Annotated in this window: 18 protein-coding genes; 5 read left to right on the top strand and 13 right to left on the bottom strand. The window is 71.5% G+C overall.

Going from position 1 to position 20883, the window contains the following annotated elements; genetic code table 11:
- Positions 1 to 3: 3 nt before the first annotated feature.
- Positions 4 to 894, bottom strand: coding sequence for an NAD(P)-binding domain-containing protein (locus MQE23_RS40960; RefSeq protein ID WP_243381835.1), 891 nt, complete (start codon positions 892 to 894; stop codon positions 4 to 6).
- Positions 895 to 1022: 128 nt separating this feature from the next.
- Here MQE23_RS40960 and MQE23_RS40955 point away from each other — a divergent pair, with 128 nt between their 5' ends.
- Positions 1023 to 2057 (top strand): helix-turn-helix domain-containing protein, encoded by a 1035-nt coding sequence (locus MQE23_RS40955; protein ID WP_243381833.1) that lies wholly within the window; start codon positions 1023 to 1025, stop codon positions 2055 to 2057.
- A gap of 1 nt (position 2058) precedes the next feature.
- Here the strand turns inward: MQE23_RS40955 and MQE23_RS40950 are convergent, their stop codons facing one another.
- Complete coding sequence (locus tag MQE23_RS40950; protein WP_243382923.1) at positions 2059 to 2718, bottom strand: TetR/AcrR family transcriptional regulator; 660 nt, start codon at positions 2716 to 2718, stop codon at positions 2059 to 2061.
- Positions 2719 to 2898: 180 nt separating this feature from the next.
- Here MQE23_RS40950 and MQE23_RS40945 point away from each other — a divergent pair, with 180 nt between their 5' ends.
- Complete coding sequence (locus MQE23_RS40945; RefSeq protein WP_020272082.1) at positions 2899 to 4155, top strand: YncE family protein; 1257 nt, start codon at positions 2899 to 2901, stop codon at positions 4153 to 4155.
- Here MQE23_RS40945 and MQE23_RS40940 read toward each other — a convergent pair.
- Both MQE23_RS40940 and MQE23_RS40935 read right to left on the bottom strand, forming a co-directional pair.
- Positions 4148 to 6007, bottom strand: coding sequence for a cellulase family glycosylhydrolase (locus MQE23_RS40940; RefSeq protein ID WP_243381832.1), 1860 nt, complete (start codon positions 6005 to 6007; stop codon positions 4148 to 4150). The genes MQE23_RS40945 and MQE23_RS40940 overlap by 8 nt on opposite strands.
- An 82-nt stretch (positions 6008 to 6089) precedes the next feature.
- Positions 6090 to 8063, bottom strand: a complete 1974-nt coding sequence (locus MQE23_RS40935; RefSeq protein ID WP_243381831.1) for a TetM/TetW/TetO/TetS family tetracycline resistance ribosomal protection protein — start codon at positions 8061 to 8063, stop codon at positions 6090 to 6092.
- Between the two features lie 186 nt (positions 8064 to 8249).
- On the opposite strand from MQE23_RS40935, the gene MQE23_RS40930 reads away from it, so the two are divergent.
- Positions 8250 to 9350 carry an XdhC family protein gene (locus MQE23_RS40930; protein WP_020272079.1) on the top strand — a complete coding sequence of 367 codons (1101 nt, stop codon included), beginning with the start codon at positions 8250 to 8252 and terminating at the stop codon, positions 9348 to 9350.
- A gap of 1 nt (position 9351) precedes the next feature.
- Here MQE23_RS40930 and MQE23_RS40925 read toward each other — a convergent pair whose 3' ends face one another.
- Positions 9352 to 10167, bottom strand: coding sequence for a methyltransferase domain-containing protein (locus tag MQE23_RS40925; RefSeq protein WP_243381829.1), 816 nt, complete (start codon positions 10165 to 10167; stop codon positions 9352 to 9354).
- Between the two features lie 44 nt (positions 10168 to 10211).
- Positions 10212 to 10721 (bottom strand): metallophosphoesterase, encoded by a 510-nt coding sequence (locus tag MQE23_RS40920; protein WP_020272077.1) that lies wholly within the window; start codon positions 10719 to 10721, stop codon positions 10212 to 10214.
- A gap of 210 nt (positions 10722 to 10931) precedes the next feature.
- Between MQE23_RS40920 and MQE23_RS40915 the strand changes: the two genes are divergently transcribed.
- On the top strand, positions 10932 to 12872 hold the full coding sequence (locus tag MQE23_RS40915; protein ID WP_243381828.1) for a glycosyltransferase family A protein: 1941 nt from the start codon (positions 10932 to 10934) through the stop codon (positions 12870 to 12872).
- A 4-nt stretch (positions 12873 to 12876) separates the two neighbouring features.
- A complete protein-coding gene (gene rfbC, locus MQE23_RS40910) occupies positions 12877 to 13485 on the top strand; it encodes a dTDP-4-dehydrorhamnose 3,5-epimerase (protein WP_243381826.1) in 609 nt (202 codons plus the stop codon).
- Positions 13486 to 13570: 85 nt separating this feature from the next.
- Here the strand turns inward: rfbC and MQE23_RS40905 are convergent, their stop codons facing one another.
- The 7 genes from MQE23_RS40905 to MQE23_RS40875 all read right to left on the bottom strand — a co-directional run bounded on the left by MQE23_RS40905 (position 13571) and on the right by MQE23_RS40875 (position 20724).
- On the bottom strand, positions 13571 to 14374 hold the full coding sequence (locus MQE23_RS40905) for a hypothetical protein (RefSeq protein ID WP_020272074.1): 804 nt from the start codon (positions 14372 to 14374) through the stop codon (positions 13571 to 13573).
- Positions 14361 to 15248, bottom strand: coding sequence for a dTDP-4-dehydrorhamnose reductase (rfbD, locus tag MQE23_RS40900; protein ID WP_243381824.1), 888 nt, complete (start codon positions 15246 to 15248; stop codon positions 14361 to 14363). Before rfbD ends, MQE23_RS40905 begins: the two co-directional genes overlap by 14 nt.
- Complete coding sequence (rfbB, locus tag MQE23_RS40895) at positions 15245 to 16225, bottom strand: dTDP-glucose 4,6-dehydratase (RefSeq protein ID WP_020272072.1); 981 nt, start codon at positions 16223 to 16225, stop codon at positions 15245 to 15247. Before rfbB ends, rfbD begins: the two co-directional genes overlap by 4 nt.
- On the bottom strand, positions 16222 to 17289 hold the full coding sequence (locus MQE23_RS40890; protein ID WP_037668685.1) for a glucose-1-phosphate thymidylyltransferase: 1068 nt from the start codon (positions 17287 to 17289) through the stop codon (positions 16222 to 16224). The genes rfbB and MQE23_RS40890 overlap by 4 nt, the downstream gene beginning before the upstream one ends.
- A 104-nt stretch (positions 17290 to 17393) precedes the next feature.
- Positions 17394 to 17576, bottom strand: coding sequence for a hypothetical protein (locus tag MQE23_RS40885; RefSeq protein ID WP_020272070.1), 183 nt, complete (start codon positions 17574 to 17576; stop codon positions 17394 to 17396).
- Positions 17577 to 17756: 180 nt separating this feature from the next.
- A complete protein-coding gene (locus MQE23_RS40880) occupies positions 17757 to 18176 on the bottom strand; it encodes a CBS domain-containing protein (RefSeq protein ID WP_020272069.1) in 420 nt (139 codons plus the stop codon).
- A 97-nt stretch (positions 18177 to 18273) separates the two neighbouring features.
- Positions 18274 to 20724 carry a SpoIIE family protein phosphatase gene (locus tag MQE23_RS40875; RefSeq protein ID WP_020272068.1) on the bottom strand — a complete coding sequence of 817 codons (2451 nt, stop codon included), beginning with the start codon at positions 20722 to 20724 and terminating at the stop codon, positions 18274 to 18276.
- Between the last annotated feature and the right edge of the window lie 159 nt (positions 20725 to 20883).

The raw sequence follows: 20883 nt of genomic DNA, 5'->3' as shown, positions 1-20883 counted from the left end.
GCGTCAGGCCCCCCTGCCTGCGGGATTCCTCAGGACCTCGATCAGGCTGGCGTAACTGTCCTGTCCGTGGCCTGCTGCGGCGGCCTTCTGCATGGCGGCCTTCAGGAGCTCGGGCAGCGCGTTGTCGATGCCGCGGGCCGCCGCCGCGTGGATGAGGTGGTCGATGGCCGCGATCTGCACGTCGACGGTGGCGTCGTCGCCCGGGTAACGGCCGGCGTCCACCTGGGGCGCGTACGTGGTGAGGAAGCCCGCCACCGCGCCCAGCCAGCGGATCGCCACCGGGGTGAAGGCGGTGGCGGACGTCCCCTCGGCGCCGACCAGTGCGGTGCCGTGCAGCCAGCCGGTCATGGCGGACCACATCAGTCCGAGCAGGGCGGCGTCGTAGAGGGAGGCGAGGCCGGGTTCGGTGCCGAGGTGGAGGGGGTCGCCGAGGGACGCCAGGGTGGAGCGGTGGGCGTCGAAGACCTCCTGCGAGCCGCTGTAGAGGAACATCATGGCGGGGTCGCCGACGCCGGGCGGGGTGGTCATGATGGCGCCGTCGAGGTAACCGGCCCCGTGGGAGTCGGCCCACTTGACCGCCTCCTGGGCCTGCTCGGGGGACCCGGAGGTGAGGTTGACCAGGGTTCTGCCCGCCAGCTCGCCGGTGGCCGGGTCGAGGACGGTGTACAGCGCCTCGTAGTCCAGCACACAGGCGATGGTCAGGGGTGAGGCGGCGATCGCCTCCTGGGGGGTGCCGGCCAGGCGGGCGCCGCGGTCGACGAGGGGGCGGGCCTTGTCCGGGGAACGGTTCCACACGGTGGTGGGGTGTCCCCGGTCCAGCAGCGCGGCGGCCAGTGCCGAGCCCATCGAGCCCAGTCCGACGACGGTGACCGGCGGGCGGTGTCCTGCGTTCATGCTCAACTCCTCGTAGATGATGACGAGATGACGTGTGATCACGTAGGACCACGGTCGCAGGGCACGAAGATCGGGAACAGTGACAGCAGTGACGGCCTCCACCAAATTCCTGCCATAGGCTGCGGGGCATGAGTGCCGGTTCTGTCGCCGTGGTCGTGACCGAGGAGATCGGGGTCCCCTCGTGGGATCTGTACGAACTGAGCATCCCGTGCACCGTGTTCGGCAAGCCGCAGCCCGATCTGGCCGATCCCTGGTACGACCTGCGGCTGTGCGGGACCGGGGCCGGGCCTGAGGAGGAGGGGGACGGTACGGCGGGCGGCCACGGACTGAGCCTGCGCACCCGCTACGGGCTGGACGACCTGATCGGTGCCGATACGGTCATCGTGCCGTCGGTGCCCGACCCGTGCGTCGAAGAGGGCAGGCCGCTGCCGTGGGAACTGATCGCCGCCCTGCGCCGGGCTCATGAGGCGGGCGCCCGCATGGTCTCCCTGTGCACCGGTGCCTTCGCGCTCGCCGAGGCGGGGCTGCTCGACGGGCGGCGCGCCACCGCCCACTGGATGCACACCGCACAGCTGGCCGAGCGCTACCCGAAGGTGCACGTCGACGCGTCGGTGCTGTACGTGGACGACGGCGACGTGCTCACCAGCGCGGGACTGACCGCCGGACTCGACCTGTGCCTTCACCTGGTGCGGCGCGATCTCGGGGCGCACGTCGCCAACCAGTTGGCGCGCCGCATGGTGGTGCCCGCCCACCGGCCGGGCGGACAGGCGCAGTTCATCGAGCTGCCCGTGCCGGCCGACGACGACGAGGGCCTGGCGCCCGTCCTCGCCTGGGCGCGGGCCAACCTGGACCGCCCCCTGACCGTGGCCGACCTGGCGCGCCGGGCCGCGATGAGCCCCCGCACGTTCTACCGGCGGCTCCAGGCCGCCACCGGGACGACACCGCTCCAGTGGCTTCTCGACCAGCGCCTCGGGCGCGCCCGGTCACTGCTGGAGTCCACGGACCTGCCCATCGAGAAGGTCGGGGAGCTGAGCGGCCTCGGCACGGCCAACAATCTCCGCCACCACTTCCTCAGGCACCTCGGGGTGTCACCCGGCGACTACCGGCGGGCCTTCCCCGGAGCCCGGGCGAACGGAACCGGACGTACACGCACACGGGTCTGAGTCATCGCCCCGGGCTCCACCCCGGGGGCCGCAGGATCCCCAGCAGTTGCCGGACCAGTTCGTCGACGACCTCGTCCAGCGTCGCGTCGACCCAGCCGGCGCTCCAGTCGTGCAGCAGGCCGTTGACGCTGCCGATGAAACCGGTCGCCGCGAGGCGGTAGTCGCGGGGGGCCGCCTCCCCGCGCGCGGCGGCCGCCCGGGCCTCGGCGCAGATGAGGTCTACCCAGCCGGCCCGGCGGGCGAGCCGCTGCTCCTCCAGGCGCGGGCTGACGCCGATGATCTCGACGAAGGTGATGCGGATCCGGCGCGGATCGGCGGTGACGTTCCCGGCGTAGGCCCGGAAGATGGCGGTAGCGCGCTCGACGAGCGGCAGGTCCGCCGCACCGGCCGCCGCCTCCAGCACCGCCGTCTCGGCCCAGTCGTTGACCTGGAGGTGCAGCGCCGCGAGCACGTCCTCCAGGGTGCGGAACTCCTCGTAGAACTGACGGGTCGACAGCCCGGCCGCTTCGCTGAGCGCCGCGACGGTGGTGGCGCGGAAGCCGGGGGTGTCGCCGAACAGTTGGAGCGCGGCGTCCAGGAACCGCCGGCGCCGCTCGGCCTGCCGCTCCTCGGCGGTCTTGCCGCCGTAGCGGCCGGTCGGCGCTCTGAGTCTGCCCGGCACCGGCTCCCCCTCTGTCACTCGAACACCATCTGCGCCCGAACACCCGTCTTCGCTCGCACGCGATTTTGTCGTGGCCGCGGTCTTGTGGAGAAGGCCACCCCTTCCTTACTTTGCAGTAAGTTGACTCTGAAAGTACGTGTGTTCAGATTCCTCACCCCACCCGCAGAGGAGGGATCAGCCATGCCTGCATTCCGACGACGGCACCTGTGCTCCCTGACCGCCGCCCTGGCCCTGACCGCCACCGTTCCCGCGACCGCCGCCCACGCGGACGCCCCCGACGCCTCCGCCGCGCTGCGCCAGGTGCTGTTCGTGGGCAACAACTGGGACGGCACTGCCGAAGTCATCAAGTCCACCGGGGACTTCGCGAAGATCGGCCGGATCGACGTCGTTCCCGACAAGGACGAGCGGATGGCGGAGATCAACGCCGATCCGATCAGATGGATCGCCTTCATGACGATCCGCAACAGCGTCGGCGAGGGACACGACCAGTTCGTCGACGACATGTACTCCACGCCGGACGGGAAGTCGGTGGTCGTCTCCCGGCCCAGCTTCGCCGACGTCGTCTCGATCGATCTCGCCTCCGGGCGGATCAACTGGCGCTTCCCGGTGTCCGGTTTCCGCGCCGACCACATGGCCGTCTCCCCCGACGGCAAGCGGGTCGCCGTGTCGGCGTCCACCGGCAACACGGTGCACGTCCTGGACATCGTGACCGGCAGGCAGCTCGGCAAGGCCACCACCGGTGACAAGCCGCACGAGAACATCTTCACCAAGGACGGCAAGTACATCTACAACATGTCGATCGGCGACGTGAACACGCAGACCGACGCCCCGTGGCTGGACTGGACGAAGGGCGACCGCCGCATCACGGTCATCGACGCGACCACCTATCAGCAGGTCAAGGTCATCGACATGCGCTCGCGCCTGGACGCGATCGGTCTGAAGGACTTCTCCGACGCGGTCCGGCCGGCGGTGTTCTCGCCGGACGAGTCGAAGCTGTACTTCCAGGTGTCGTTCTTCAACGGGTTCTTCGAGTACGACCTGGCCTCCGACAAGATCACCCGCACGAAGACCCTGCCGAAGAACCCGGCGACCAGCGACGACCGCACCAGCTTCGTCAACGACTCGCGCCACCACGGCCTCTCGATGAGCCCGGACGGCAAGAAGCTGTGCGTCGCCGGGACCATGGACGACTACGCCACGGTCGTCGACCGCGGCACCCTCCAGGAGGGCCCGCTCGTCACCGCCGCCAAGCCCTACTGGGCCACGGTCAGCGGTGACGGCAAGAGTTGCGTCGTCTCCGAGAGCGGATCCGACCAGGTCACGGCCATCGACTTCGCCACTGGGAAGAAGACCGTGTCCGTGCCGGTCGGGGACCACCCGCAGCGCGTCCGGCTCGGTCATGTGGAGGCCGGCTGGACGAGCCCGTCCGCTAGCTGACCTCCTTCGCGGCCCACGCCGCCAGCTCGGAGCGGGCCGCCTTCAGCAGGTCCGCCGAGGGAGCCGTCGCCCCGTTGGTCACCAGCGCGTAGTGCAGGACGCCCGAGTCCGGCGCGGTGAGCAGCAGGCGGCGGCTTCCCGTGCCACCGGGCTCCTGGGCGACGCCGACCGGGGTGGTCGAGGTGTACGCGGGCGGGGCGTGGACCGTGCCCAGGTCGGAGACGACCGTGGTGGACGCGGTCGGGAAGCTCGCCGGCAGGTGCAGTTCGGTGGGTGCCCGGCCGCCGTCCGAGCGCCACAGCAGCAGCCCGTACTGTCCGGAGCCCACCAGCCGCTTCACGTTCGGCAGTGTGTCGGGCACCGGGTTCCAGGTCAGGGTCGTCGAGCCGTCGCGGGAGCGGTCCTCGTAGGTGAAGCCGACGGTCGTGCCGGCCGTGGCGCTCGGGTAGAGGCGGTCCAGGAGCCGGGCGTCCTGGCGCAGCACCGGTTTGCCCGAGTCGTCGAGGCGTACGGCGGACAGGTCCTCGTCGTTCCAGGCGTCACCGGCGGTGAGCACCTTGTCGGGGTTGCCGTTCATCAGCTCGCGGTGGCGGCCGTTGTAGATGTCCCACTGCCACTGCGAACCGGAGAGCACCGGCCCCGAGGCCGCGGGGTCGGACCACCAGTCGGCACCCTTCAGGCGGGAGTCGAGCGCCTGGTACATCGCCTTGAGGACGGTCGGCGCCTTGTCGGAGACGTTGCCCGCCAGGGGATGCCCGAACTCGCTGACCACGGCGGCGGTCTGCGCGGCCGCGGCCCGGTCGCGGACCGTGCGGAAGTCGTTCGCGTACTGGCCGTCGGCCGCCTTGCCCCACATGAAGACGCCGGAGATGGCCTTCTGGTCGTAGAAGTGGGTGTTGAAGACGTAGCGGGGTCCGAGCTTGCCCGCGTCGAGCAGGCCGCCTTCCTGCTTCTGGAAGTCGATGTTGGCGTTCCAGAAGAGGTTCGGTTCCACGAAGGCGGGCTTGTCCCGCCAGCCGGCCGCGTCCATGCGGGCCCGGAACTTCTCGAAGAACGGCCACAGCACGTCCTTCTCCCAGGCGCGGCTGGTCTGCCCGGAGTCGTAGACGCCGGCGTGCGGCTCGTTGTAGGGGTCGAAGCCGGCGACGCCCTTGAACTGGTCGGCGCTCAGGTGCTGTTCGACGTATGCCATGGTCTTCTCGGCGGTGGCGAGGAAGGCGTCCTGCACGCCGTGCGCGTTGTGCCAGAAGTCGTGGGTGGCACGCTTCACGGCCTCGTTCTGGGTGATGTTCTGCCCCCAGAAGAGGCAGATCCCGCAGGACTCGTCCGGGTAGTTCCCGGCGTCCACCGCCCACTTGGGCGCGCCGTCGCCGGTGTACCAGCTGTCGGCGTCGAAGAGGTGCCGGGAGTAGAGGTCCTGGTGAAAGTCGGGGTAGACGCGGATGCCGGCGTCGAGGAATGCCTTCATCTGGTCGGTGGCGGCGGCCAGATAGGCGGTGTCCACTGTGCCGCGCTCGGGCTCGGCGTAGGCCCAGGAGAGCAGGAAGCGGACGGTGTTGCCGCCGCCGAGGGCGCGCAGGGCGGTCGCCGACTTGCGGGCGTCGGCGACGGAGGCGAAGGGCAGGCCCTTGTTCTCCGCGAGCTTGGTCTCACCGGAGACGTTGTAGCCGCGCAGGACGACCTCGCGTCCGGAGGCGTCGGTGAAGCGGCCGTTCTTCACGGTGACGGTTGGGTCGTCGAACCAGAGGGAGCCGGGAGGGGGCGCGGCGGTGGCGGGCGGGACGCCCGCCACCGACAGGGAGCCGAAGAGGACAGCCAGGACAACCAGCAGACGTACTCGGATAGTCGGCATGTCCACTACAGTCCGGTGATTTCAGGACACCGTCAACACCCCTGACTCTGGAGTAAGTTCCCTCTCGGCCAACGCGCACACCTCAACCGCCCACCCTTCGTGTCACGTTCAACAAGTACTCCTTCCTGTTCAGCGGGTTGTGGTCGGTGCGCGGACGCTCGGGAATCGTGCCGTGCGTGACTGGCGCATAGTGGTCGAAGGCGCTCTCCAGTTCTCCCTCACCGCGGGTCAGTCCCGGCAGCAGGTGTCCGAGGGCGTGCACCCGGGCGGCCGGCACGGTGCCTTCGAGGACGCAGAGGTCGCCACGGTTGCGCGTCGTCTCCGGTACCGCCGCGAGGGCGGCGAGGGCCGGCAGCAGGCCGCCGAGGGTGTCGGCCGGGGCCTCGACGCGGAAGCGGTGCATCGGCTCGTGGACCCGTGTGCCGGCCCGCCGCAGCGCCTCGACGAGCACCAGCGGGGTGACGCCCCGGAAGTCGGCTCCGGTGCTCGACATGCTCTTGTCGAAGCCCTGGTGGGCGTGGCTCTGGCGGGGTGAGTAGCCGCTGTGGGTCATGGTGACGGTGCAGTCGGGGACCTGCCAGCCGTGCAGCCCCTGGCCGAGGGTCTCGCGCACGGTGTCCTCGACGGCCTTGAAGAAGGCGTACGGCATGGAGCCGAGCTCCACCTCCAGCCGGAAGGCGACACCCGAGCCGACCGGTGCGGGCTCCACGCGCAGGCCGACCGTCGCGAGGAACGGGTTCGGGTCCTTCTTGTTGAACTCCACGGCATGCCCGGTGCCGACGAGCCGTTCGACGCACAGCGGGGTGGTCTCGCGGAAGCTGACGTGCAGACCGTACTCGTCGGCGAGGGTGGCCTGGACGACTTCCTTCTGCACCTCGCCGTAGAGGGAGACGGAGGTCTCCTGCCGGCGTTCGTCGTGGCGCAGGCCGATCAGCGGGTCCTGTTCGGCGAGCTGGGTGAGCGCGAGGTGCAGTGCGCCTCTGTTCACACCGGGCCCCGGGACGACGACCGTCTCCAGGGTGGGCGGGGCGAAGACGTGCTCGTACGCCTTGCGGGGTTCGCCGATCGCGTCGCCGATCCTGATGTCGGCGAGACCCCACAGCCGGGCGATCTGTCCGGCGTGGACGGTGTCCGCGCGGGTGTCCGTGCCGTGGCCGAAGACGCTGATCCCGGTGATCCGGCCCTCGGCGCCGTCCGCTCCGCAGGGGATCCGGTCACGGGTGCGCAGGGTGCCGGAGAACATCCGGGCGTAGGCGACCTTCTCCCCCGCCTGGCCCCGCTCGACCTTGAACACGGTGCCGGAGACCGGCCCGTCGGCGTCCCCGTCGGCGGCCGGCAGCAGTTCCTCGATGCCGGACAGGAGCGCGTCCACGCCGGCGCCCGTGGCGGCGGAGCCGAAGTAGACCGGGTGGACCAGGGCCTCCCGGGTCTGCGCGACGAGCGACCCGCGCAGGAGAGCGTCCGTCACGGTGCCCTCGACGTAGGCGGACAGCAGGGCGTCGTCGTTCTCTGTCAGGACGTCGAGGGCGGCGGCCGGGCCGGGCCCCTGGGTGAAGCGGGCTCCGCGCGTGCCGAGGCCGGTGACCGTTCCCATCGGCACGATCGCGGGTGTCAGGCGGGCCGCGACCGACCGCAGCACCTCCTCGTCCCGCGCCCCGCGCCGGTCGATCTTGTTGACGAAGAGCAGGGTCGGGATGCGCAGCCGCTGGAGGGTCCGCATCAGCACCCGCGTCTGCGCCTGCACCCCTTCGACGGCGGAGATCACCAGGACGGCGCCGTCCAGCACGCCGAGCACGCGCTCCACCTCGGCGATGAAGTCCGGGTGACCGGGTGTGTCGATGAGGTTGACCGTCACACCGTCGAGCGGGAACGAGACGACGGCGGACTTGATGGTGATACCACGCTGCCGCTCCAGCGCGAGGGTGTCGGTGCGGGTGTTCCCGTCGTCGACACGGCCGACCTCGTCGATCACCCCGGCCGAATGGAGGAGCCGCTCGGTCAGGCTGGTCTTACCTGCGTCGACATGGGCGAGGATTCCAAGGTTGAGCAACTGCACGAAGCGTCATGTCCTTCGGAGAGAGAGCCGTTCCTGTCTGGGGGGACATGGACGCAGGGCGCATCTGCTGCTCCTCTTGTGACTCGATGACGTCGTGGACCCGTGCAGTGCAGCAGACCGGCCCGGTGGGCCACAACGGAATTACCGCCGACGGGGTACCCGTGGGGTGTCTGGAAGGAGCTGCTCGTGCGTGACATCCTCCCGGTGCTCGGCCGCTGGTACGCCGCCGGGCTCCCGTTCGGCCTGGCGACGGTCGTCGAGGTCAGCCGCAGTGCGCCACGCGACCCGGGCGCGGCGATGGCGGTGGGTCCGGACGAGGAGGTCGTGGGCAGTGTGTCCGGGGGCTGTGTCGAGGGTGCGGTGTTCGAGCTGGCGCAGGAGGTCCTGGCGAGCGGTGAGGCCCGGCTGGAGACCTTCGGCTACAGCGACGAGGACGCCTTCGCCGTCGGTCTGACCTGCGGCGGTGAGATCACGCTGCTCGTGCGGCCCGTCACGCCCGAGCTGGATCCCGCCTTCGGCTCGGTCGTGGACTGCGTCGCGGCCGGTGAGCCGGTGACCGTGGCGACGGTGACCGACGGTCCGGCCCCGCGCGGGGCGACGCTCGCCGTCCGGCCGGACCGGGTGGCCGGCACGCTGGGCGCCGGCGGCCTGGACGCGGCCGTCACCGCCGACGCGCGCGGCGAGCTCGCCCTCGGTGCCACCGGACTGCGGCACTACGGGCCGCAGGGGCAGCGCCGCGAGGACTCGGTCAGCGTCTTCCTGCAGTCCTTCGCTCCGCCGCCGCGGATGCTGGTCTTCGGCGCGATCGACTACGCGGCGGCCGTCGCCCGCATCGGTGACTTCCTGGGCTACCGGGTCACCGTCTGTGACGCCCGCCCCGTCTTCGCCACGCCCCGCCGCTTCCCCGAGGGCGTCGAGGTGGTCGCCGAGTGGCCTCACCGCTACCTGCGGGACACGGACACCGACGAGCGCACGGTCGTCTGCGTCCTCACGCACGACCCCAAGTTCGACGTGCCGCTGCTCCAGGAGGCACTGCGCCGGCCCGCCGCCTACATCGGGGCGATGGGCAGCCGCCGTACCCACGCCGATCGGGCGGAGCGGCTGGCCGAGGCCGGGCTCACCGAGCGGGAGCTGTCCCGGCTGCGCTCACCGGTCGGGCTCGACCTCGGGGCCCGTACGCCCGAGGAGGTGGCGGTGTCCGTCGCCGCGGAGATCGTCGCGCTGCGCTGGGGCGGCAGCGGGGCCCCGCTCACCGCCACGGAGGGAGCGGTGCATCCGCCCCGGTGAGTCAGGACCGCGGGCCGTCGTCGGCGGGCCGTCGGCCCCAGGCCGAGATCATCGGCGAGGTGGCGAGGTCGAGGCGCCCGGCCTCCACGTTGGCGAGGTGCCGCTCGATCTCCTCGTCCGTGGCGAGACCCTCGGCGACGAGCCGGTCCCGCACCTGCCGGACGGTGGCCGCCTCCAGGCGGTCGCACGCGGGCGAGGTGATCGGGAAGTAGGCGTCGGCCTCGACCTCGGTGAGTCCGGCCTCGCGCAGCAGTCGCGGCAGCCTGCGTCCGTAGGAGAGATCGGCGCCACGCTGCCGCAGCAGCTCACGGAAGCCGGTGCGGAGCCGGTTGGCCAGCTCCTGCTCGGGTCCGTACTCGTCGGGGCAGATCAGCGGCTGGAGTGCGGGGTCGGCGTCCTCGACCAGCAGCCAACCGCCGGGGCGCAAGGCCCGGACCAGGGTGCGCAGCGCGGCGTCGCGCTCGGCCACATGGACCAGGACGAGGCGGGCGTGGATCAGGTCGAAGGGCCCGGCCGGGGGTTCGTCGCGGCCGACGTCGTGGCGGAGCACCTCGACTCCCTCGGTGGCGGCCGCCTCGGTCCAGGACACGTCGATGTCGGTGGCGAGCACGCGTCCGCGCGGCCCGACGCGCTCGCGGAGCCACGCGGCGACGCTGGGCCCGCCGGCTCCGACCTCCCAGCACAGCCACCCCTCGGCGATCCCGACCTGCTCGAAGTGCCGGAACGTCGAGGCGTCGAACAGGGCGGCCAGCGCGTCGAAGCGCGTACCGGCCTCGGCCTGCCGGTTGTCCAGGAGGTATCCGTCATCCCGAGCCATGCGCCGATCATGGCATGGCGGTTCGTACGGCGGTCGGACACCCCCTAGCCGGGGGTGCGGGGCGGCAGCCGGTGCAGTTCGACATCGGTGAGCCGGCCGTCGGCGACCGTGGCGGTCAGGTACGTGCAGTGCGGCTGGCGGCGGCGGTCCGTCGGGGAACCCGGGTTGAGCAGGCGCAGGCCGGTGGGTGCCGTGGTGTCCCAGGGGATGTGGCTGTGGCCGAAGACCAGCACGTCGAGGTCGGGGAAGCGGGCGGCGCAGCGCTTCTCCCGGCCCTGCGCGGGGCCCGTCTCGTGGACCACGCCGAAGCGCAGCCCGCCCAGCTCCGCGTACGCCACCTCGGGCAGCCTGGCGCGCAGGTCCGGTCCGTCGTTGTTGCCGTACACGCCGACGAGCCTGCGGCAGCGGTCCTCCAGCAGGTCGAGGGTGGCCGTGTCGACCCAGTCGCCGGCGTGGAACACGACGTCCGCGTGCGGGAGTTCGGCCACCAGCGGGGCGGGCAGGGCCTTGGCCCGCTTGGGCAGGTGAGTATCGGACATGAAAAGCAGGCGCACGTCCTCACCCTAGAGGCTTACCGCCGCCGCGCCCGGGAACCCGGCCGATCTTCGAACATGCCGACTCCGCAGCTCAGTTGCCTCGTGGCCGGAGATGATCACGGCCAGGTCTCGAAAGGTGAGGCGGCATCGCCGACCGGGTTAGCATCGGGCATCACGCAAGACAACAGGACGTCTACGGCAAGCGACCCGAAGGGGCCCGGAAACCCGATGCCGGTCAAGGTCAGCGTCATCGTCCCCGTGTACAACCCGGGGATCTACATCGAGGACTGCATCGCCTCGCTCCAGAGGCAGTCCCTGCCTCCCGAAGAGTTCGAGGTGATCTTCGTCGACGACGGCTCGACCGACGAGACACCGGCCCGGCTCGACGCGCTCGCCGCCGAGGACTCCCGGATGAAGGTCATCCACCAGGAGAACTCGGGCTGGTCGGGCAAGCCCCGCAACGTCGGCATCGAGGCCTCCCGGGGCGAGTTCGTCATGTTCGTCGACAACGACGACTACCTGGGCGACGAGGCCCTGGAGCGGATGTACGACTACGGCGTCGCCAACGGCGCCGATGTCATCGTGGGCAAGATGGCCGGCAAGGGCCGCGGGGTGCCGGTGGAGCTGTTCCGCCGCAACCATCCGCGCGCCACCGTCGAGAACGCCCCGCTCATCGACAGTCTCACCCCGCACAAGATGTTCCGCCGTGCCTTCCTGGACCGCATCGGCCTGCGCTTCCCCGAGGGCCGGCGGCGCCTGGAGGACCACGTCTTCATCGCCGAGGCGTATCTGCGCGCGGATAACGTCTCCGTGCTCAGCGACTACGTCTGCTACTACCACCTCCGGCGGGAGGACAGCTCCAACGCCGGCTTCGAACGCTTCGATCCGGTCGGCTACTTCAAGAACCTCCGTGAGGCCCTCGACGTCGTCGAGCGGTACACCGAGCCGGGGCCGGTGCGGGACAAGCTCTTCCGGCGCTGGCTGCGCGTGGAGATGGTCGAGCGGCTGCGGGCCCGGCGCCTGCTGAAGCTGCCGGACGACTACCGCAGGGAGCTGTTCGCCGAGATCCACGAGGTCGTCGTCGAGCGGTTCGGTCCGGGCGTCGCGGCCGGGCTCCAGCCGACGCAGCAGGTCGTCGCCGCGCTGACCGCGGCCGACCGGTACGAGGACGTCGTGTCCTTCGCCCAGTGGGAGGCGGGTGTCGCCCCCAAGGCGGCCCCCGGGCACGTGGAGTGGCGGGACGGCTCCCTCAGCATCGGCTTCACGGCCGAGTACACCTCCGGCGGCGAGCCGATGACCTTCCCGGCCGACGCCGAGGCGACACCGCTGGACGACGCGCCCAAGGACGTCACGGAGGCGGTGGAGTGGGTGGCCGCGCAGACCGCCGCGCGCTTCGGCCAGGCCACCGCCGACCTGCTGCTGCGGGAGCGGTCCAGTGCCGCGCAGTACTTCCAGCCCGTGCGGTTCACCCGCGAGACCGTGCCCGTCGGGGACGGCGAGGAGGTCCGGCTGGTGCTGCGGGCGACCGCCACCGTCGATCCGGCCGGCCTGCCGCGGGACGGCGTCTGGGACGCGCTCGTCCGGGTCAAGCTGGGCGGCTGGACCAAGGAGTGCCGGCTGGGCCCGGCGCCGACGGAGAGCCGGCCCACGCCGGATGCCGGGGTCGTCGCAGGCCGTACGGCGCTGCCGTACTGGACGCAGCCGCACGGCAACCTCTCCCTGGAGCTCGGCCCGCGCGGCAAGCGCCTCGGGCTGGGCCGCGTGCAGCCGTCCGCCGTCACCGTCACCGGGGACCAGGTGCGGGCGCGGCTTCCGCTGTACGTCCCCGGCGACACGGAGGTGCGGCTGCGGTTCGTCTCCGCCCAGCAGATCCTCGAGGCGCCCGGCACGCTCTCCCCCGCCGCGGGCGGGACAGAGGCGGTGCTGACGGCGGCGCCGCCCGCGGAGAGCCACTCGGGCGGGGTCTGGCGGGTGGCCCTGTGCCTGGCCCCGGACGCCGCCCGGCCGCTGTACACCGGGCTGCCGTTCGCCTTGCGCGCCGCGGGTGGGAGTGTGCAGGTGGCGCCCGTGCCGCAGCCCGGTGTCGCACTGCGGGTGGCGCGGCGTGCGCGGCGCGTGCTCGGTGCCGCGCGCCGGAAGGTTTCCCGTCTCAGGATCGGAGGGCAGTGACAGCATGCGACCACTGGGGATAGAGGGCGCCTGGGTTCTGGAGCCCAAGGTCTTCCCGGACGACCGGGGCAGCTTCCACGAGTGGTACCGGGGCGCGGAGTTCCGTGAGGCCACGGGCTACGACCTGTCCCTGGCCCAGGCGAACTGCTCGGTCTCCCGGCGGGGCGTGCTGCGGGGCGTGCACTTCGCGGACGTGCCGCCCAGCCAGGCCAAGTACGTCACGTGTGTGCGCGGTGCCGTCCTGGACGTGGTGATCGACATCCGCGTGGGTTCCCCCACCTACCGGCGGTGGGAGGCCGTACGGCTCGACGAGGACACCCGGCACGCGGTGTTCCTCGCGGAGGGGCTGGGCCACGCGTTCATGGCCCTGACCGACGACGCGACGGTCGTGTACCTGTGCTCGGCGGGCTACGCCCCGGAACGGGAACACGGCATCCACCCGCTCGACCCGGCCCTGGGCATCGAATGGCCCGAGGGAATCGAGCCGCTCCTCTCCCCGAAGGACGACCAGGCCCCGACCCTGGCCGAGGCGGAACACCAGGGCTTGTTGCCCTCGTACGAGACCTGCCTGGCGTATTACGAGGAACTGCGGGGCCGGCGGCAGGACGGCTGACGTAACGACGCCCCTCGGGGGGCGATGCTCGAGGGGCCCGGGCGCACGCAGCGCCCGGGCCCGGATCCGCAAGGCGCCGGAGGCCTCAGCGGCTGACGCCCACCTGTTCCAGGGCCTTGCGCAGGGGCTCCCAGCCGATGGAGCGGGGCAGGCCGCGGTTGCGGGCCTGGACGAGGGGACGCCAGAAGCCTGCTTCCACGAGGGCCTCGGGGCGTACCGCGCCGGCCCGTTCCAGGATCGCCTCGGGGACCTTCTGGGGGTCGGGGATCTTGTACTCGGCCATGATCTCGTCGTACTTGTCGTGCAGGACCCGGTTGTTCGGGTCGGCGCCGAAGACGACGAGCTGGCCGGTGGGCGCGGTGTCCACCTGGACCGTGACCAGGTCGGGGCGGTAGCGCGCCAGCACCTCGGTGATCTTGAAGACGTCGCCGGTCCAGGCGTTGGTGTGCCGGTCCCGGGCCGCCTCGTCGACGCTGCGCGGCAGCATGTCGTCGAGGACGATCACGCTGGACCAGTCCGAGTACTTCTCGACGTTCATGAAGTCGCGCAGTGCGAACTCGAACAGGTGCATGCCGTCGATGAACGACAGGTCCAGCGTCGTCTTGCGCCAGTAGCCGATCGGACTGCGGCCGCGGCGCAGGTTGCGCAGCGGGTGGCGGCCGCCCTTGAGGTGCTGGAGCGGGTTGTCGCGCGCGAAGAAGTCGTCGCTGGTGGCCTTCACCAGGTGGACGTCGCACCTCAGCTCCGAGACCACCTTGAAGGCGGGGTCGATCGCGATGCTGGGGACGCGGGACAACGTCAGGCTGCGGCCGTCGTTGACGCCGATCTCCAGGTAGTTGCGATTGGCGCTGACCTTGTGCAGTTCCCGGAGGAACTCATGGCGTTTCACGAAGGGGACCTTCCTTGCGGATACGGGGCAGTGCTTCGTGCAGGGCGGAGCGCCAGTCACGCGGCAGCGGCAGGCCGATCTCCTGCCACCGGCGGTGCGCGAGGACGCTGTACGCCGGGCGGGGCGCGGGCCGGGGGAAGGCCGCGCTGCTGGTGGGGCGCACCCGGTCCGGGTCGGCGCCGACGAGGGCGAACACCTCGCGGGCCAGCTCGTACCAGGTGGCCTCGCCGGAATTGGTGGCGTGGAAGACACCGTGCGCGTCCGGTCCGAGCCGTACGCCGAGGTCGGCGATCCGCTCGGCGACGTCCGCGCTCCACGAGGGCTGCCCGCACTGGTCGTCGACGACGTCGACGGTGTCGCGGCGGGCTTCGAGACCGATCATGGTCCGCACGAAGTTAGCGCCGTGGACCCCGTAGAGCCAAGCCGTGCGCACGACCGCGCTCGACCCGGGCAGCTCCTCCAGCACGGCCCGCTCCCCGGCCAGCTTGGTGCGGCCGTAGGCGGTGCGCGGACCCGTCGGATGATCCTCCGGGTAGGGGGTGGTGCGGGCCTCGCCGGAGAAGACGTAATCCGTGGAGACGTGGATCATGCGGGCGCCGTGCGCGGCACAGGCCCGGGCCAGCAGTCGCGGTCCGTCGCCGTTGATCCCCAGGGCGCGTGCCTCGTCGCTCTCGGCGTCGTCGACGGCCGTGTACGCGGCGCAGTTCACGACCAGGTCGGGCCGGTGCTCGCGGACAGCCGTGTCGACGGCCGCGGGCCGGGTGATGTCCAGGGCCGCCCGGTCCAGGCCCACCACGTCCTCGCCGCGCCGGGTGAGTTCCTCGACCACGTCATGGCCGAGCATCCCGCCCGCCCCGGTGATCAGCCACCTCATGCCCGCTCCTGGGCGACGCGCTGCTTCAGGGGCTCCCACCAGGCACGGTTGTCGCGGTACCAGGCGACGGTCTCGGCGAGGCCGGTGGTGAAGTCGTGGCGGGGACTGTAACCGAGTTCGTCGCGGGCCTTGGACCAGTCGACGGAGTAGCGCAGGTCGTGGCCCTTGCGGTCCTCGACGTACTCCACCCGGTCCCAGTCCGCGCCGCAGGCGTCGAGGAGCAGCCCGGTGAGCTCCTTGTTGGTGAGCTCGGTGCCGCCGCCGATGTTGTAGACCTCGCCGGGCCGGCCCTTGGTGCGGACGAGGTCGATCCCCTGGCAGTGGTCGTCCACGTGCAGCCAGTCGCGCACGTTGCGGCCCTCGCCGTACAGCGGCACCTTGTGGCCGTCGAGGAGGTTGGTGACGAAGAGCGGGATGACCTTCTCGGGGAACTGGTGCGGGCCGTAGTTGTTGGAGCAGCGGGTGACGCGCACGTCCAGGCCGTGGGTGCGGTGGTAGGCCAGGGCGAGCAGGTCGGAGGAGGCCTTGGAGGCCGAGTACGGGGAGTTGGGTTGCAGCGGGTGGTCCTCCGGCCACGAGCCGGTCTCGATGGAGCCGTAGACCTCGTCGGTGGAGACGTGCACGAAGGGGCCCACGCCGTGGCGCAGGGCGGCGTCCAGCAGGGTCTGGGTGCCCAGCACGTTGGTGCGGACGAAGTCGGCCGCGCCGGTGATCGAGCGGTCCACATGGGACTCGGCGGCGAGGTGCACGACCTGGTCCGCGTCGGCCATGAGTTTGTCGACCAGTTCGGCGTCGCAGATGTCGCCCTGCACGAACTCCAGCCTGGGATGGCCGAGTTCGAGGTTGTCGAGGGTGCCGGCGTAGGTGAGCTTGTCCAGCACGGTGATGCGCGGCGCGTCGGGCGCGTCCGAGGCGAGAGTTGTGCGGACGTAGCGGGAGCCGATGAACCCGGCTGCGCCGGTGACGAGGAGGTTCATGAAGTGATCTGCACCTTGCTGTGGTCTCCGAGGACGAAGCGGTGGGCGCTGGGGACACTGGGGGCCGGCGTCACCTCGACGTGCCGGCCTATCAGCGAGGCCTCGATCCGGCCGACGCCCTGGATCGAGGAGTCCCGCAGCACGATGGAGAACTCCAGTTCACTGTCGGTGATCCGGCAGTTCTCCGCGATGGAGGTGAAGGGACCCACGTAGGAGTTGCTGATGACGGTTCCGGCACCGATGACGGCGGGGCCGACGATGCGGGAGTTGACGATCCGCGCGCCCTCCTCCACCACCACGCGCCCGATGGTCTCCGACGCGGTGTCCGCGTCGCCGTCGATCCGGCGGTCCATGCCCTCGAGAACCATGCGGTTCACCTCGAGCATGTCGCCGACGTTGCCGGTGTCCTTCCAATAGCCCGTGATGACCGTGGAGCGCACGTCGGCGCGGGAGTCGATCAGGTGCTGGATGGCGTGGGTGATCTCCAGTTCGCCGCGCCAGGACGGTTCGATGGCGCGGACCGCTTCGTGGATCAGGGGGGTGAACAGGTAGACGCCGACCAGGGCCAGATCGCTCTTGGGCCGGTCGGGTTTCTCCTCCAGGCCGATGACCTGGCCGGAGGGGTCGAGTTCGGCGACACCGAAGGCGCGTGGGTCGGCCACGCGCGTGAGCAGGATCTGGGCGTCGGGCCGGTTGCCGCGGAACTCGTCGACGAGGTCGGTGATGCCGCCGACGATGAAGTTGTCGCCGAGATACATCACGAAGTCGTCGTCGCCCAGGTAGTCCCGGGCGATCAGTACCGCGTGGGCCAGCCCCAGGGGCCGCTCCTGAGGGATGTAGGTGACCTTGAGGCCGAACTGCGACCCGTCGCCCACCGCTTCCTCGATCTCCGCGGCCGTGTCCCCGACGATCATGCCCACGTCGGTGATGCCGGCCTCGGCGATCGACTCCAACCCATAGAAAAGCACGGCCTTGTTGGCCACTGGCACCAGTTGCTTGGCCGACGTGTGTGTGATCGGCCTCAGTCTTGTTCCTGCGCCGCCGGACAGCACGAGAGCCTTCATTCGGTTCACCTTAGTCGTGATCCGGCGGATGTGAACATCACTTCTTTTAGTTGTCGATGCGCGCAGTTACGCCCCTCGTCACCGCGCGGCCCCCCGGGGAGCGGTCAGTCCTCGCCCCTGACGATGTTCCAGTCCGGCTCGGAGCGCGCGGTCCTGGTGGTGGCCCGGTCCTCCACGGCGGGGAGGCAGGTCCGCAGCGCGGCCTTTCCGCGCAGGCGGCGTGCCTTCGACCAGCCGGTCTCGGGCCGACGGGCGAGGGGCTTGTCACTGGTCTCCATGGTCGTCACGGCTCATCATCTTCCTTCCGGATCCGCTGCCGTTCGAGTCCCCATGAACCATCCGGACAAACCCGGGTCGTGATGTCCCGGCCGGGCTCCGAAGTCCCGCGCGCCCCAAGGCTGTTGCCCGCCACCAGACGACGGTCCCGCGCACCGTGCGTGCGCGGGACCGGCCTGCCGGGTATCTCGTCACGTGTTGGGGCGCGCGGCGCTGATGTCGCCCAGCGCCGAGTCCGGGTCGCGCTCCATGGCCATGTCGCCCAGGGAGACGATGCCCACGGGGTGGCCGTGGTCGACGACCGGGATGCGGCGCACGGAGTGCTCGCGCATCAGCTGCACCGCCTGGTCCAGGTCGTCGTCGGGGCTGACGGTGACCAGGTCGTCACTGCACGCGCCGGCCACGGTGGTCCGCTCCGGGTCCCCGCCCTGGCTGATCGACCGGACCACCAGGTCACGGTCGGTGACCACACCGCGCAGATCGTCGCCGTCCGTCACCAGGACGACGCCGAGGTCCTCGTCGCGCATGATGCGGGCCACCTCGGCGACGGAGGTCTGCGGCTCGACCATGGCCGGATCGCTGGTCATGATGTCGCGGACATGCTGAGCCATGACGTTCCTCCTCCTTCGGCTCGTTGCGGGTTCTCCGTCTTGCGCCGCCCGGGTACCCGGCGAACCGGCCAGGTCACCAGGTGATCGTGGACGGTGTTCACCGCCCGAGCACGATCTCCGCCCACACCTGCTTGCCGCCGCTGACCGGCAGAGTCCCCCACGTCGCCGACAGGGCCTCGACGAGGAGGATGCCCCGGCCGCCCGTGGCCTCCCAGCCGATGCTGGTCGGCCGGACCGGGCTGCGCGGGGAGGCGTCGGCGATGGCGACGCGCAGGCGGTTGTTGATGAGCGTGAGGTCCATGCGGACCCGGCCGTCGGTGTGGACGAGGGCGTTGGTGACGAGTTCGGAGACGACGAGCAGGACGGCGTCGACGTTCTCGGTGACGCCCCAGGAGCGCAGGGTGCGCCGGGCGAAGCGGCGGGCGTGCCCGACCGCCTGCGGCACGCGCCACACCGTCCAGCTCTCCCGCAGCGGGCGCAGGTCCATGCCGTCGTAGCGCATGAGGAGCAGGGCGACGTCGTCGCTGCGCGGGGCGTTGCCGAGGAGGGCGTCGGCGACGAGCCCCAGGTCGGCGGGGGCGGCTTCGGCCAGCCGTTCGGCGAGGCGGTCCATGTTCTCGTCGATGTCGGTGCCGGGCGTCTCGACGAGCCCGTCCGTGGCCAGGGCGATCACCGTGCCGGGCGGGAGGCGCAGCGGGCTCATGGGGAAGTCGGCCTGGGTGATCACCCCGAGGGGCGGCCCGCCCTCGGCCTCCGCGATCTCGGTCCGGCCGTCCGGGTACCGCAGCACCGGCGGCAGGTGCCCGGCGCGCACGCACCAGGCGGAGCCCTCCTCCAGGTCGACGTCGACGTAGGCGCAGGTGGCGAAGAGGTCGCTCTCCATGTCCATGAGCAGCCGGTTGGCGTGCGCGACCACCACGTCGGGCGGGTGCCCTTCGACGGCGTAGGCGCGCAGGGCGGTGCGCATCTGGCCCATGAGGGTGGCGGCGCCGGCACTGTGGCCCTGGACGTCGCCGATGATCAGGGCGACGTGGTGGTCGGGCAGCGGGATGACGTCGTACCAGTCGCCGCCGAGCTCCAGTCCCGCCGTGCTGGGCAGGTAGCGGGCGACGGCCTCCGCGCCGGGCAGCCGGGGCAGTCGGCGCGGCAGCAGCTGGCGCTGGAGCATGCCGACGAGTTCGTGCTCGGCGTCGAAGGCCCGGGCCCGCACCAGGGCCTGTCCGGCGAGGCCGGCGCAGGCGGTGAGCAGGGCGCGTTCGTCGGTGCCGAAGTCGTGCGGGGTGTCCCAGCCGATCAGGCAGGCTCCGGCCATGCGGTTCCCGGCGGGCAGCGGCAGGACGGCGAGGCCGCCGGGGCCGACCTCGGCCAGGGCGCGTTCCAGGGGGCTGCCGGCGGGCCAGATCCGGGCGCGGCCCTCGCGCAGCGCGGCGGCGAGGGTGGGCATGGCGCGCACGGGCGCGTCGGGCCACTCGCTGCGCCACTCCCTGCGCCACAGCTCGGGCCAGACGTCGGGTTCGGGCGGGTCGAGGACGGTGACGACGAGCCGGTCGCTCTCCAGTTCGGCGAGGGCGATCCGGTCGGCCCTGAGCGGCCGGCGGAGGGCGGCGACCACGGCGTTGCCGACGTCGCGGACGGTGACGGCGGTGGCCAGCGCGGTGGCCAGGCGCTGGACGCGCGCCACGTCGGTGACGTCGGAGCGCAGCGTGGAGGCGTCGGCGACGGTGCCCACGAGCCGCGCCGGGTGGCCCTCGCCGCCGGGCAGGAGACGCCCGGTCAGCCGGAGCCACTTCGGCGGGCCGGTGGGCTGGAGCACGCGGAACTCCAGCTCCCGGTCGCCGATGGACATGTGGTCCGCCTCCACGACGGACATCAGCGAGGGCAGGTCCTCGGGCACGGTCAGGCCGAGCAGGGTCTCGACGCGGCCGTCGAACTCCACGGGGTCCAGGCCGAACAGGTCCAGCAGATCGTCGCCGGCCCGGACGCGGCCGGTGTCCATGGCGAGGCTGAAGGCGCCCGGCGGCAGTTCACCGCCCTCGGCGGCCGCGGCCGGGGCGGTGAAGGCGATCGCCTCTGAGATGAGTTCCAGGCATGTGCGGTCGTCGGTGTCGAACCCGGCGGGGCGCTCGCTCACCGCGAGCAGGCAGCCGCCGCCGTCCCCCTGCACGGGCAGGGCGACCAGATGGAAATCCCGGGACGGCACGCGCCGCGCCTGGGCGTGCCCGGCGAGTTCCGCCGGGCCCATCGAGACCGGCCGTCCGCCGCGGTGGGCCTCGGCGACCGGAGAGCGCCCGGCGCGCGGGTAGCTGTCGCGCAGCCCGTACAGCGTCCTGGGCACGCCGGCCGACTCGACGAGGCAGAGCAGTTCGCCGTCCTGACCGGGCGTGTACACGGCGACGAACGCGGCACCGGCGAAGACGAGTGCCTGTTCGAGGGCGCGGTGCACCCGTTCGGGCGACTCCTGATCGACCGCGATCGCTTTGAGGGCACCTTCGGCACGCAGCGTTCGCGTTCCGCGCTCTTCGGCGCCCTCACTGACCACGTTGGCCATTACAGCGCTTATGAGACACCTGCGCAGCCCCTGTGAGCGTTCCGTGGAGCCCAAGCGGCACGGACGCTCGAAAGCCACCGAACATGTCTTGACCCATGCGTTCCGCACGGTGTTCTCGTGACAGCCGTGACTGTCCGGGCCCGTCGCGTGGCTGGAAAG

The organism is Streptomyces sp. HP-A2021 (genome assembly GCF_022807935.1).
GTDB lineage: Bacteria > Actinomycetota > Actinomycetes > Streptomycetales > Streptomycetaceae > Streptomyces > Streptomyces afghaniensis.
The sequence above is the reverse complement of the archived record's forward strand: the minus strand, read 5'-3'. Positions and strand labels throughout refer to the sequence as shown.